The sequence below is a fragment of the Vicinamibacteria bacterium genome (genome assembly GCA_035620555.1).
Taxonomy (GTDB): domain Bacteria; phylum Acidobacteriota; class Vicinamibacteria; order Marinacidobacterales; family SMYC01; genus DASPGQ01.
In genome coordinates, this window is the sequence record DASPGQ010000294.1 from 1 (window position 1) to 13612 (window position 13612).

Consider the following 13612-nt stretch of genomic DNA (forward strand, 5'->3'; position numbering starts at 1 on the left):
GGCCTGGCTCGCCTTGCTCGGCGGCTAGACCGAGTGGGAGAGCCGCAACGAGTCAGTCCTTCCCGTTCATTGGCGCGTAGCCCTCGGTCGCGAGACGCTTTCCCGAGGCCTCATAGCCGGCCGCCGGCATTTCGTGGACACCCGTGGCATCGATCCACAGGTTGTAGAAGTTGAAGAGAGCACAAACGGTGATGGCGTCGTAGAGCGCCTCGTCGGTCCATCCCGCGCTCCGGGCACGATCGAGGTCCTCTCTGCGAATCTGATTCGATACCCGGTTGGCTTTTTCGACGAGATCGAACAGCGCCTTTTCTTTATCCGAGAGGGGAGAGGACCAGTGGTCCTCGAGGACGGCATCCACGAGCGCCCTGTCTCCGAGAAGCTCCGCCGCGACCGCGGCGTGGGAGCCAATTCAGAAGGGGCACTCGTTCCGCCTCGAGGTGAACGCGGCGATGAGCTCTCGCTGGCCGGGTGATAGCGGGGAAGGACCGCGCATCACCCCTTGGGTGAACCGGGAGAGATGATCGGTGCGATCCGGTTTGAAGGCGAATAGGTGAAGAATCTGGGGAACGGGGACGCCCGCGGCGCTCATGGCACGGATGGCGTCACCGCGTGGGCCGTCATCCTCGTGCTCTTCGACGTCGGGCAAAAACATGGGTTCCATCGATAACGCTCCTTTGATGAGACAAGTTGGGGCCGGGTGGGAAGGATCGAAACTCCGGGCCATGACAAGCGACGCCAGGGAAGAGCTGCGGGTAGAGAGCCCCCTCTCGAGAGCTGACTAGCCAGTCTGCGTAATCTCCCGTCGCTAGGCATACGAGTCGCGCGTTTGGGAACTAGCAAACCAGATGCCATGCATGTGCTCTCGAGGCTTGGTGGCAACTACTTGTGAATGAGCGCGATAGCGATTGGGAATCTGACGCGATCCAAGCGCTTTCGGCCGGAGCCCGCAAAAATTACGATGCCGACGCGTCAGCTCGACTTGAAATCGTCGGCCACCAATGGTTTGTTGGACGCTCCCTCCGCCCATTGAATGCTTCCTCGAGTCATAAGATTTCCGACCTTGCGACGTCGCGCCCCGCCATCTTCAGGATATGCCGCTGCCTCTCCGTTTACCTCATCTCCAGCACGCGCTCCACCATCTTGGCCACGTTCGCGTTGGCGATCCCCCCGAACGCTAGTGACACCCGTCTGGTCCGTGATGACTCCTACCTTGATGGCCTTGTTGGATTGAGTCGACGATTTCGCCATGGCATTTTCTCCTTTTCAAGTACTTTGGCCTCGTTTCACGATCGGTCGAACTTGTTAGTGTCCATGGTAGGATCCGGCCCGTGCGGCCCGCATCGGGAGATCGGCCTATTTCTGCCGCACCCCTCCGGCTCGGGGAGCTCGTCGCCACGTTGGCGCTGGCACAGGACAACGCTTTCGGCCAGCCGCTCGAATCCCAACTCCGGTCGTGTCTCCTCGGGACCTGGATATGCGAGGCGGGAGGATTCGACAAGGAGCTGCGAGAAACCGTTTACTGGGTTGCACTTCTACGGTATATCGGCTGCACCGGACACGCGCACGAGGTGGCCACGATCTTCGGCGATGAGATCGCCATTCGCGCCCAGACCCTGATCCACGATGCCGCGAATCCCGCCGAGGTCATGCGCGACGTCCTGGCCTTCGCGACCGCCGGCCGCCCTCCGGAAGAGCGTGAACAGGTCGCTCAAATGATCCAACAGGGGGCCCACGAGTGGGCGGTGCACAACTTCGCGTCGGGGTGCGAAGTCGGCGACATGCTGGCGCAGCGGCTCGATTTCGGCCCCCGCGTTCGCGACGCCTTGCGCTTCACCTTCGAGCGATGGAACGGGAACGGCTTTCCGACCGGCGCCCGCGGCGAGGCGATCCCGCTTGCGATGCGCATCGTGCACCTGAGCCACGACATGGAAGCGATTGGCCGGCTGTTCTCACCGGCTGAGGCGCTGGATGCGGCCTCCAAACGTCGCGACCGCACCTACGATCCGGAGCTCGCCGACTTGTTCGTCGAGCAGGGGCGTGGTTGGTTCGAACGGCTCGACACGATCGAGCCGTGGGACGCCGTGCTCGAGCTCGAGCCGACGCCACGCCGCAGGCTGGACGGCACCGAGCTCGACGACGCCCTGACGGTGGCGGCGGATTTCATCGATCTGAAATCACCTTACATGGCCGGTCACAGCCGTCGATGCGCCGAGCTCGCCGTGGAGGCCGGCCGGGTGCTCGAGCTCAACGAAGAGGCTATCATCACGCTCCGCCGGGCCGCGCTGGTTCACGACTTCGGCACGACCGGCGTCCCGAACTCGATCTGGGACAAGCCCGCTACCTTGACTCGCTCGGAGTTCGATCGGGTGGAGCTCCACCCGATGCTCACCGAACAGATGCTGCGCCGCTCACCGGCACTGGCGGCACTGAACCCGCTGGCATGCGCCCATCACGAGAAGGCGGACGGGTCCGGCTACCACAAACGTCTGCAGGCCGATGGCATCGATCCGGGGGCGGGGGTGCTCGCTGCCGTCGACGTTTACGTCGGACTGACAGCCGAGCGGGCCGACCGCCCGCCGTTCTCGGGCGAGGACGCCGCAAAGGAGCTTCGACGGCTCGCATCCCAGGGAGTCCTCGAGCTACGCGCGACCGACGCCGTGCTCATCGCTTCGGGCCACGGCGGGCCCGAGGCACGTCGATCAATCAGAGCGCAACACCCGGGGGGCCTCTCCCGCCGTGAAGTCGATGTGCTGCGCCTCGCGGCGAGGGGGCTGACCACGCGGTCGATCGCCGAGCGGCTGCACATCTCGCCGAAGACCACCGATCACCACATCCAGCATATCTATAACAAGATCGGTGTCTCGACGCGGGCGGCTGCTGCTCTTTGGGCCATGCAACACGACGTTTGAGCTCTCTGGGACGCTCGAAAGAGATCGGGCTCCAGTCGCCGCGAAGATTTCCCGGCGGACAAAGATGCATGCCACTCGAGACCGCGCCGAACGCAAGATGAGGCGGCACTTCAGGCGTTCTTCCCTTACGTCGAGGTACTCGATTTTCCCGAAGCCACAGCCACCCACTACGCCCAGATTCGATCGGACCTCAATAAGTGCGACAAGTTGATCGGAGCCAATGGTTTCTTCATTGCCAGTCACGCCCGAAGTCTCGGGCTAACACTCGTCACGAATAACACCGCCGAGTTCGGTCGTGTGAAGGGCTAGCTCTCGAGAATTGGACACTTCCCCGGCTGCGTATTCCGGGGAACGAGTAGCCGTGGAGGGTGCTGAAGGCTCTCCTCCCTTGCGCACCCTCTGTAACACGTCTCGATCCCGAATCTGCGTTCAGCTCCCACTCGGCACTTGTCGCTCGAGCTCCTCGAACCAGTCGAGGACGATCACGAGCTCGTCTCGTGGGGGCACTTCGGTGTCGCCGACGACAACGAGAAATCGGCCGTCGGGGGCCACGTCGTAGCTTCGAGGTCCGCCGCCCTGAAGGAATCCATCGAACAACGCTTGAGGCGTACCGAAGGAAAGCTCTCGGCCGCGGGCCACGGTCGCTACGGCCATCATGTTGCCGGCATTCGTGAAGTAGAGCTCGCGACCGTCGGGTGTCCAAACGGGCACCGAGTTGTTTCCCTCAGAGGTCAGGCGGCGCGCTACTGGTGGCTCAACGTTGAGATCGTAGACCCAGATGTCGGAACGTCCTGGCGCTCCGATGGCGACCGCCAGGAGCCGACCGTCAGGCGAAAGGCGCGGAAAGCGAAAACGTCGAAGCTCTTCGCCGAATGGTCCCCTCCGACCCTGTCGATCGGCCCAGTGGAGGCTCGCAGGAGATCCCAGAGCGGGGGCGCGCGCATAGACGAGTGAACCTTCATCGGAGACGGCAAAGTCGGTGCCGATAAACGGGTCGGAGCGGACACCCTGAACGACGGGAAGGGGCGTTCCACGAGTCGTCAGACGCTCGACGTCGAAGCCCACGGCGTACAAGTCTCCGCCCCATCCGAAGACGACGTGTCCCGTGGGAACATAACGCGGATTGCTTCCTGCCTCGGTCACGATGCGTCGCTCGCCGGTCTCTAGAGACACCACCACAATCCGCGCCCGGGGATCGTCGACGATCGAGCCTTCCATGAGCACTGTGGCGAGGACGTGCTTGGCATCGGGCAGGACTCTGGGCCAGCCGAGCAGGGCTTCACCGTCGGCGGAATTCGGAGCGACTACCAAACTCGCTGCCCCTCCACGCGCGGCGACGTGGTAAAGACCCTCTTTCCCAGCAAAGATGATCGTGTCATCCGGCCCCCAACTCGCTCCGGCGAAGCCGGGAGCCTCGCAAAGGCTCAAGAGCTGGGAGCCATCGGGAGCAACCCGCCTAATTTTCCCGTCAGCATGAAAGCCGATCCACTGGCCGTCGGACGAAAAGAAAGGGGCGGACGCCCCCTCGGTGTTGGGAATAGGTTTGGGCGAAATCTCGTCCAGTGAACGTAGCCGGAGCTCACGAGCTCTCTCCCCTTGGACCACATAGGCGATTTGCCTGCCGTCGGGAGAGATATCGAGCTCAAAAAGAGAGAAACCGAAAATCGCCGCGTCCGATGGAGCAATGTTAGGAAGCTCGAGCGTCAATCGAGTTGGGTGAGGCGCTTCGTGTGGGCTGCGCGTTAGTCTCCAAACTTCGAGTCCGCCCACCATGGCAAACCCGAGAGCGAGGCCGCCGGCAACGCCGAAGGAAAGGGCTGCCTTTCGGGACTCCGCAATCGTCGTCGGGCTCGCGGACCGAGAAAATGCGTCCCGAATCTCGAGACGCGCATCGCCGATGTCTCTCAAGCGCTGTTTGGGGTCCTTCTCCAGGCATCTTTGCAACAGAAGTCGAATGCTCGCTGGAGTCGACGTGGGCAGCGCCTCGAAGTCCGGCTCGCGTTCGAGGGTTTTGGCGAGAACGTCGGCAAAGGTCTCTCCCTGAAATGCCTTAACACCGCTGAGCGCTTCGTAGAGACAGCTGCCGAAGGCCCAGATGTCAGTGCGCCGATCGACGCTCTGGCCCTTCGCCTGCTCAGGGCTCATATAAGAAGCGGTACCAAGGATGGCGCCAAGTGCGGTGTCCTTCGTCAGGGTTGGCGATTGAGACGCGCCTTGGCCCCACTTGTCTCCGTCGGTCTCGGCGAGCCTCGCGAGGCCGAAGTCCAGAATTTTGACCGTCCCGTCCTCAGCGATCTTGACGTTCGCCGGCTTCAGGTCTCGGTGGATCACGCTCTTCTCGTGAGCGGCTTCGAGGCCTTTGGCCATCTGCTCGAACAAGGCTAGCAGCTCATCGAGGGGCAAAGGTCCACGGGAAAGGCGAGCCTCGAGTGTCTCACCTTCCACCCATTCCATCACGAGGATCGGCTGGCCGTCGTGATCCTCGAGCCCGTACAACGTGGCGATGTTGGGATGGTTTAGAGAAGCGAGAAGCTTCGCCTCTCGTGCGAACCGTGCGAGACGTTCACGATCCTCCGCGAATGCCTGCGGGAGGGTTTTGATGGCGACGTCGCGACGGAGCTTCGTATCCTTCGCTTTGTAGAGCTCGCCCATTCCGCCCACACCGCCAAGACCGACGATCTCATAGTGGCCGAGCCTCTGGCCCGCTTCGAGGGACATGAGCGCCGATGATGTTACGACGAGACATCGCCGGTTGTCACTTTGATCGCGCAAGGAGTGGGCGAACAGTTATCAGATGTGCCACCTGGCTCGACCGAAGCATCCACCATCACGTTCTCCGTCTAATGTGTTCCGTGATATCCTAAACAGGTGATCCGGTCGTTCCGGGACAAGGAGGCCGAGGGCTTGCTGGCCGGAAACGTGCCGCGGAGACTCCGATCGGTCGCGAGGGTAGCTCAAAGGAAACTGAGGCAGCTGCATGCCGCCCACCGACTCGAGGATCTGGGCATCTTCCCCGGCAATCGGCTAGAGGCCCTCAAGGGCGACCGTCGTGGGCAGCACAGCATTCGCATCAACGACCGGCTTCGCATCTGCTTTGTTTGGAGAAGCGGAAACGCTTACGACATCGAGATCGTGGACTATCACTGATACGAGGTTCTAGAACATGGCTAGAAAGAAGGTAGCGCTTCCACCGGTTCATCCGGGCGAGATCCTGCATGAGGATCTCATGAGGCCGCGGGAAATCAGTATCAATCGCCTGGCACGCGACCTGAGGGTTCCGGTAACACGCATCAGCGAGATCGTGAACGGCCGGCGTGGCATCAGCGCCGACACGGCACTGCGGCTCGGCCGCTACTTCGGCAGCACGCCCGAGTTCTGGATGAACCTACAAGCAGCCTATGACCTCGAGGTGGCCCAGCGCGAGAAGGAAAGCGAGATCGAGCGCGATGTGCATCCACTCGAGGTTGCCTAGCAGCCCGAGTTCTGGATGGGGTCCAGACCGACTGGGACCTCTGGCACGCGGCACGCGAGCAACGGAGATCAGCTCAGTCTTCGGGCGATAAGCTCAACTGTCTCCGCGAGCGACTCGAGACGCATTCGGTCGCGTCCGCTCGCCGACGCGCTCTCGCTCGACAGCTCGGCCGCGATGGCCTCGAGCTTCCGGGCGGTTTCTGCGTCCTTCGACTCGCTCGTAAGCAGCTCGTCCGCACGGTCGAGAGCGGCCATCAGCGCCTGGGAACGCGGCGCCGCGATGGCCCGGTTGCGTTCGAGCTGATCCAGGTAGGCGCGCGCCACGGCCGGGTCGGCAGGCCATTCGATGCGGCGCTGCTGCTGAGCGTTGAACACGGCCGGGGACACGAGCGCGGCGGCGTCGATCTCGTTCCGGGTGATGTGCTCGCTCGGGAGGAGCTCGAGAACGTCGAGGCCACGCGCGATCTCGGTGCCGTAGATGAAGCCGTCATACCAATATGCGGACCAGTAGCCACCCATCACGAGCGCGTTGGGGTCGATCGGTCCACGGTCGAAGAAGGCGATCTCGACCGGCCGCTCGGAGTCCGTGAAATCGAACACCGAGATCCCGCCCTGATACCAGGCCTGAACCATGATGTCACGGCCGGGAACGGGGATGAGCGAACCGTTGTGCGCGACGCAGTTCTCCTCCTTCGATTGTGGGGCCGGCAGCTTGTAGTAGCTGCGGAACTCGAGCTTACCGTCGACGATGTCGAAGATCGCATTCGCGCCCCAATTGACCGGATCGAAGGCTCGGCATCGTGGACGTCCTCCGCCGCCCCACTCATCCGTGAAGACAACCTTGGTCCCGTCGTTGTTGAACGTGGCCGAGTGCCAGTAGGCGAAGGCCGGGTCGACGACCGCGTCCAGACGGACGGGATTCGCGGGATCGGAGATGTCGAGGAGGATGCCGTTTCCGGAGCAAGCGCCCGCGGCCAGACCCAGCTCGGGATACACGGTGATGTCGTGGCACTGGTTCGTTTGGCGGGACCTCTGTGTCCCCTCACCATGATCCCCGCCCTTCCAGAGGCCGGAAATCGCACCAGTCTCGGGGTCGGCGAAAATTCGGGGCCGGCTGACGATGCGCGCCTCCTCCGGCCGGTCGATGGGCACGCGGATGACATCGATGCTGAACAATGCGGTGTTCGGATCCTGGTCGGCGTCGGTGCAGCCCTCGAGCTCCTCTCCTGGACGGACCGAGCTCGTGCCCGAGTTGTAGACGTAGATGTTCCCCTCGTCGTCAGGGTCGCTCACCAGGGTGTGGGTGTGCGAGCCGCGGCACGTCTGCACCGCCGCGACCTGCCTTGGCATCCGCAGGTCGGTGATATCGAAGATGCGGACGCCGCGAAAGCGCTGCTCGCTCACCGGTGCCGCCACGCCCTGTGTCCCGCAGTCGAGCCGCCCCCGCGTGTCCTGCACGGACATGAACAGGAGGTCTCCGTAGATGGAGACGTCGCCCTGACCGCCGGGGCAGACGATGGAAGCCAAAAGCTGCGGCGAGCGCGGATCCTCGATGTTGTACGCGTTGAACCCGTGATAGTTGCCCTCGATCACCACGCCCCGTACGAAAGCCAGATCGGTGTTCGCGAAATTGAGGATGCCGGGTCGGACCGAATCCTCCTCGTCGCCTTCCTTTTCTTCGCTCGCTGGCTCTGGTTCCGCCCGTTCCGCCACATCGGTCTCGGCGGGGGTCTCGGCGGCTTGCTCGGCCTGCTGTTGTTTCTGTTCCCGTTCACGCTCTTCTCTCCGCGCCCGGGCGCGCCTGTCCTCCTCGCTCTCTCGGGGGCGGCCCGCGGGAGCCTCGGGATCGTAGAAGCCGTCGGGCTTGGGAAGGGTGGCGACGAGCTCCAGATTCAGCACCGCGTCGCGGGCGGTGCGAAACCCGGCGGCGAGAGTCGCCCGCGGATCGGGCGAGAACCCGGCGAGCATGGCATCCATCCGGTCGATCTCCATGGTCTGGTCGGCCGTGATGTCGGACGTGAACGCGAAGAGCTGAGAGTCCTGCGCTGCGCCTTGCTCCGCAAGCAGCTCCTCCACCATGTCGAGCGCACCCTGGTGGTGCTTGATCATGTAGCGCAGAAAAAGGTCATCGAACTTCTCTCCACGCGCCGCCTCGAGCTCTTTCATCTCCTCGGGCGTCAACATGCCGGGCATCAACTTGGCGCCGTGGGCATGATGGGCATCCACGCTCGTCACCTCCTGGCCCCGCTCGCGAAGCCATTCTTGCATCATCTGGATCTCGTCTTCCTGGGAAAGCTCGATCCTTTTTCCGAGCTGCTGCATGGCCTCGCTGTTGCTGCGTGACACGAGAAGTTCGGTCATGTCGAGAGCCTGGGCGTGATGGGAGATCATTCCCTGCATGAAGCGGACGTCGGCTTCGCTGAATTGCAGGCCCGCGAGGTTCGAGGCCTCTTCGGCGGAGATCGCGCGACTCGGCGCGCCGGGAGCACCCGGCTGGACGATCGGCGGCGGTTCCTGAGCCTGGCTCTCCACCGCTCCGATCGGCAAGAGCGCCAATATCATAATGATGACGATGGCAGCCGGCGCCGCGAGCCGCCGGACACGAGGTTTCTCGAGACTCATTTCGTGACCTCCGATCGATTCCCGCCCCAATTTTCCAGCCGTATTCTAATCCGCACGGCGTATGCACGCACCCACCGCCGCGGCGAGTGAGGCGATGAAAGCGGCCAGGCTCAGGACCAGAGTCGTGATGAGCAAGATCGCCGGCGAGAGCAACCCCTCGGTTTGAACCTTTGGACCAACGACGTGCTAAGGTCCTTTCACAAGGAGCTCGATGAACGCCGTCGGCGAGAGTACCGAGCGTCCGCGCGGGGGAGATTCAACCATGGCTCGGTCGGGTTTCCTTCCTACGGGCGGATCCCCTATCCTCCCGGCTTCAGAACAGGAGCTACCACGCATGACTGACTCTTCGTGCCGAGCCCTCGCTTACGTCACGGTCTTTGTTCTCGCTCTCTCTCTTGCCGGGCTCGCCCGAGCGCAATCCTCCTACGCACCCGATACCCCCGAGCCGGGCTCGGTCGAGGAGATCGCGCGCTTCACGACGGACCCCCGTTTCGTGAGCCCTTGGGTCGCTTACGTGCCCGACTCGCCCACCGTTCCGTCTCCACGCGACACCCTGGGCCACCTCGCGGGCGCCGCGGGAGAGCTCGCAAGCACATCCGAGATCTACGGGTACTTCCAGGAGCTCGCGCGCACTTCGCCGCGTGTCCATGTCGAGGTCATCGGGCGAACCGAGGAGAACCGGGACATCCTTCTCGCGGCGATCGCCGACGAGGAAGGCATTCGCTCCCTCGACGAGATCAAGCAAGCGACGGCTCTCCTCGCGGACCCACGGCATACCTCGCCGGAGCAAGCGGAGGTCATCCTCGGAGGTGCGCGGCCGATCTACTACTTCAACGCCGCCATCCACGCGGACGAGAGCGTGAGCCCGGACATGGTGATGGAGCTCGCCTATCGACTCGCCGTATCGGAGACGCCCATGATCCGCAACATCCGCGAAAAGCTCGTCGTGCTGATCAATCCCGTCTCGAACCCGGACGGGCGCGACAAGATGGTCGACTGGTTCGAGCGCTACCTCAAAGGGAAAAACGATTACGACGCCCTGCCGCGCCAATCCCCACCCTACTGGGGGAAGTACGTGTTCGTCGACGCGAACCGCGACACGCATCAACAAACACAGGTGTCGAGCCAGGCCGTGCACCGCATGTTCTTCGACTACCACCCGACCGTGGTCCACGATCTCCACGAGGCGATCCCACTGCTCGTGACCTGGAACGGCACTGGACCCTACAACCCCAATCTCGATCCCATCGTTCTTAGCGAGTTCCTGGAGATGAGCTTCCACGAGATGAGCGCGATGTCGGCGCATGGGATGCCCGGGGTCTGGACGTGGAACTTCGGCGAAGCCTTTGGTCATCACTATCTGGATTCTGTGGCGATGAACCACAATTCGATCGGGAGGGGCTACGAGACGTTCGGAAACGCAACCGCGGAGACGGTGACGCGCACGATCAACCCCCGCTCCACCACCCGCGAGTGGTATCGGCCCTCGCCGCCTCCCGAGACCGTGGTCTGGTCCCATCGTGACGGTGTCAACTACTCGGAGACCGCGGCGCTCGCGATCCTCGACTACTCGGCTCACCAGGCCGAGCGGCTCCTGCGCAACTTTTATCAGAAGGGCTACAACTCCCGGCAGAAGGGATTGGCGGGGAATCCCTATGCCTTCGTCGTCCGGGATGATCAGCAGGACCGGCGCCGCGTGGCCCGGTTGATCAACCGACTCCAGACGCAGCACATCGAAGTCGGGCGGGCCCGAGCGCCTTTTACCGTCGCAGAAGGAACCTTTCCCTCGGGGACGTTCGTCATCGATCTCGACCAGCCCTATCGCAACTACGCCGTGGACCTCCTCGAGCCGCAGCAGTTTCCCGAAGACGCCGAGCACGAGCCGTATGACGACGTTTCGTGGGCCCTTCCCGTGCACTACGGGGTCGAGGTGACGCGGGTCGACGATGCGGTGATACGGAATGTCTCGCTCGATCCGCTCACGGGTGACGTCCGCGTGCAAGGCAGCGTCTCGGGCTCGGGACCCGTCGTACTGCTCGCCGATGTCGGGCAGGAAGCCCTGCTCGCGGCGCGCTATCGACTCGCGCCGTTTCCCGTCGAGATCGCCGACGAAGCTTTCGAGGTCGACGGCCGCGACTATCCCAAAGGCTCGTGGGTTCTCCCTCCGGCAGAAGGCCTGGAGGCGGCGCTCCTGGGGGTCGCGGACGAGCTCGCGCTCGACTTTCGTCGCGTGGCAAGCTTTCCTGACGTGAAGCGCCACGACGCTCCGCCGCCACGACTCGGTGTCTGGGTCCCATGGGCCGACACGGACTCCATCGGCTGGATTCGATACACGCTGGATCAACAAGAGATCCCGTATGAATATCTCCGAGACGGGGAGATTCGTGCGGGGGGCTTGAAGAGCAAAGTGGACGTTATCGTCTACGGCACGGTGCTCCTGGACTTGCAGGGGCAGATTCACGGCATCGAGGCGAAGGAAGGCCCCATGCCTTTCCAGGCGACCGCGGAGTTTCCCAGCCTCGGACAGCCCGTGTCGTCCGACGACATCACCGGAGGCATCGGCTTCGGAGGGCTCGCCAACCTCGAGAGTTTTCTCGACGACGGAGGGGTTCTCGTGACCCTCGGAACGGGCTCCGACTTGATCCTCCAAACGGGCATCGTCCGAAACGTCCGCCCATCCACCGCTTCAGGAATCTCCACTCCCGGGGCGGAAATCGGCGCGCGTTTCGCTCGAACCGATCATCCGATCGCCTACGGCTATTCTGCCGAGCCGTCCGTCTTTCGCTCCAACTACACCGTCTATGACGCGCCTCGGCGATGGCTCACGATGTCTTACTGCACGTCCTGCTTGAACGGTCCCGTCGATCGCAGGCCGATCGTCCTCGAGTGGAAAGGAACGCTCGTGAGCGGAGGCGCGCGAAACCTCGAAGCTCTCGACGGCCGCCCCGCGATTCTCGACATGCCCGTCGGCGCGGGTCATGCGCTCGTCTACAACTTCAACCCCCTTCACCGCGACTTGAACCATTCCGACCATCGTCTCCTGTGGAACGGCATTCTCAACTGGAACGCGCTTCCCGGATTGTGAAGTACGGGGCTCACGCTCAGCGAGTAAATATCGCGATCAGCGAAGGGAGCTGAGGATCCGGCAAACGTTTGCCGCAGCCTGACGAAGATTTCACAAATCCTTCACAAAAACCTCGGGATTCCCGCGCGACCAAGATGGTATGGAACGAACGGCAAAGGACGGCGCCGCACTTTGCCGCTTGTGCCGGTCCTCCGATGCCCTTAGGTTTGGGTGAACCAATGGGAATCTCGACCCACGCTGGCGCCGGAATCGTCATTCTCGACGCCAGTCTCCGGCCCGTGTACGCGAACCCCGCGGCGCTGCAGATTCTGGCTTACCCGCAGCTACCCGGGAGAGGCGGACTCAGAGACCGAATCGCGGACCTTCTTCGTCCTGAGGAGCCCCGGCCAAGGCCGTTCGTCTCCGGCAGGCGACGGTACATTTGCCGCTTCTACGCGCTCGGGCCTCCTTCGAACGGAAGCTCGCAAACCGCGACTGCGGTGATCCTCGAACGCGGCCCCAACGGGGCATTGGATCTCACCCGCGCTGCCATCGAGTACAACCTCACCCCGCGGGAGGGAGAAACGATTGGATACCTTGTCGAGGGACTGACGAGCAAGGAGATTGCCCAGCGGATGGGGATCAGCCCCAATACCGTCAAGGTCTTTCTCCGGCTGGCGATGGTCAAGATGGGGGTGACCACCCGGTCGGGCATCCTGGGGGTGCTCTTCACGCGCCGCGACGAGGAGCTACGCCATTTGGAGACTAGCCCGGCGGTCGTCTTGTAGATTAACGTCTGTTGGTGGACCGCCACACCGAGAGAAGGCGGGAGCCGCGTTATCGCTTCCGTTGTGAATCAACACTGACGGGTTCACACGAGATTGGTTCGTCCGCGAAACCGGCAGAGCTGATTCAAGCAACGGTCCATGACATCAGTCGCGGCGGTTTAGGCGTCCTCGTGACAGGATCCCCTTCACCGCCCTCACTCGTTCGATGCGAGCTGAAGCTGCCTCAAATCCCCGCGCCGATTCCGGTACTCGCCATCCTCCGCTGGTCTCACCCTGAAGGGAACGGACATCGCATCGGCCTCGAGTTCCTGATCTAGCTCACGGATCAGACTCATCCAATTGGATTAATCCACACGGAGAATTGTCCTCATGGAAGCTTTTCGACACACTCCCACTCGAGAGTAAAAGGAGGATCCGATGAAGAGCGTCCACTCTCTAAACAACTGGGATTCGATGCGCACGTCGAGCGTTACTCCAATATCGAGCGGACTCCGCGCCGGATGCTTAGCCGCTTGGGCAGTTGGTTTCAGATTGGCTCTGGCTCAGGAAACCGCGGCGCTTGGAGAGATCGTGCCGGACGCGAATACCGTCGTCCTCGACCACTTCAACGGCTCCACGACGGGGAGTGCCGTTGGCACTCTGCTCTTTGCACCCAGTCTCAGCGGGCTTGGACAAGCCGGTGTGTTTGGTCCGGGTAATTACGTTCGGTACACCATCGGGGCCTCTTCGGCGGGAACCGTGGAAATGTGGATCCGACC

At 62.8% G+C, this 13612-nt stretch carries 10 protein-coding genes; 6 read left to right on the top strand and 4 right to left on the bottom strand.

All coding sequences use genetic code 11. The features are described 5' to 3' along the window. Positions 1-52 precede the first annotated feature (52 nt). Together VEK15_11985 and VEK15_11990 are read right to left on the bottom strand one after the other, a co-directional pair. Positions 53-358, bottom strand: a complete 306-nt coding sequence (locus VEK15_11985; protein ID HXV61409.1) for a peroxidase — start codon at positions 356-358, stop codon at positions 53-55. A gap of 51 nt (positions 359-409) precedes the next feature. After that, positions 410-661 (bottom strand): peroxidase, encoded by a 252-nt coding sequence (locus VEK15_11990; GenBank protein HXV61410.1) that lies wholly within the window; start codon positions 659-661, stop codon positions 410-412. 667 nt (positions 662-1328) lie between these two features. On the opposite strand from VEK15_11990, the gene VEK15_11995 reads away from it, so the two are divergent. Next, positions 1329-2909 (top strand): HD domain-containing phosphohydrolase, encoded by a 1581-nt coding sequence (locus tag VEK15_11995; GenBank protein HXV61411.1) that lies wholly within the window; start codon positions 1329-1331, stop codon positions 2907-2909. 429 nt (positions 2910-3338) lie between these two features. Here VEK15_11995 and VEK15_12000 read toward each other — a convergent pair whose 3' ends face one another. Beyond that, positions 3339-5627: a protein kinase gene (locus VEK15_12000; GenBank protein ID HXV61412.1), complete on the bottom strand. Its 2289-nt coding sequence runs from the start codon at positions 5625-5627 to the stop codon at positions 3339-3341. Between the two features lie 150 nt (positions 5628-5777). Between VEK15_12000 and VEK15_12005 the strand changes: the two genes are divergently transcribed. Next, positions 5778-6056: a type II toxin-antitoxin system RelE/ParE family toxin gene (locus VEK15_12005; GenBank protein ID HXV61413.1), complete on the top strand. Its 279-nt coding sequence runs from the start codon at positions 5778-5780 to the stop codon at positions 6054-6056. Between the two features lie 16 nt (positions 6057-6072). Beyond that, on the top strand, positions 6073-6381 hold the full coding sequence (locus VEK15_12010; GenBank protein ID HXV61414.1) for a HigA family addiction module antitoxin: 309 nt from the start codon (positions 6073-6075) through the stop codon (positions 6379-6381). 68 nt (positions 6382-6449) lie between these two features. Here VEK15_12010 and VEK15_12015 read toward each other — a convergent pair whose 3' ends face one another. Then, entirely contained in the window at positions 6450-9002 is a 2553-nt protein-coding gene (locus tag VEK15_12015; protein ID HXV61415.1) for a DUF305 domain-containing protein, read from the bottom strand. Positions 9003-9336: 334 nt separating this feature from the next. Here VEK15_12015 and VEK15_12020 point away from each other — a divergent pair, with 334 nt between their 5' ends. The 3 genes from VEK15_12020 to VEK15_12030 all read left to right on the top strand — a co-directional run. Then, positions 9337-12087 carry a M14 family zinc carboxypeptidase gene (locus VEK15_12020; protein HXV61416.1) on the top strand — a complete coding sequence of 917 codons (2751 nt, stop codon included), beginning with the start codon at positions 9337-9339 and terminating at the stop codon, positions 12085-12087. A gap of 218 nt (positions 12088-12305) precedes the next feature. Beyond that, the gene (locus VEK15_12025; protein ID HXV61417.1) at positions 12306-12854 is read left to right on the top strand and encodes a LuxR C-terminal-related transcriptional regulator; all 549 of its coding nucleotides are present in this window, start codon (positions 12306-12308) and stop codon (positions 12852-12854) included. A 531-nt stretch (positions 12855-13385) separates the two neighbouring features. Then, the coding region (locus VEK15_12030; protein ID HXV61418.1) for a hypothetical protein at positions 13386-13612 on the top strand (227 nt) is incomplete at its 3' end.

Bases quoted from the DNA above. Each gene is read 5' to 3' on its own strand.
- VEK15_12000 (HXV61412.1), bottom strand. From the start codon at position 5,627: ATGTCCCTCGAAGCGGGCCAGAGGCTCGGCCACTATGAGATCGTCGGT.
- VEK15_11990 (HXV61410.1), bottom strand. From the start codon at position 661: ATGGAACCCATGTTTTTGCCCGACGTCGAAGAGCACGAGGATGACGGC.
- VEK15_12020 (HXV61416.1), top strand. From the start codon at position 9,337: ATGACTGACTCTTCGTGCCGAGCCCTCGCTTACGTCACGGTCTTTGTT.
- VEK15_12015 (HXV61415.1), bottom strand. From the start codon at position 9,002: ATGAGTCTCGAGAAACCTCGTGTCCGGCGGCTCGCGGCGCCGGCTGCC.
- VEK15_12010 (HXV61414.1), top strand. From the start codon at position 6,073: ATGGCTAGAAAGAAGGTAGCGCTTCCACCGGTTCATCCGGGCGAGATC.
- VEK15_12025 (HXV61417.1), top strand. From the start codon at position 12,306: ATGGGAATCTCGACCCACGCTGGCGCCGGAATCGTCATTCTCGACGCC.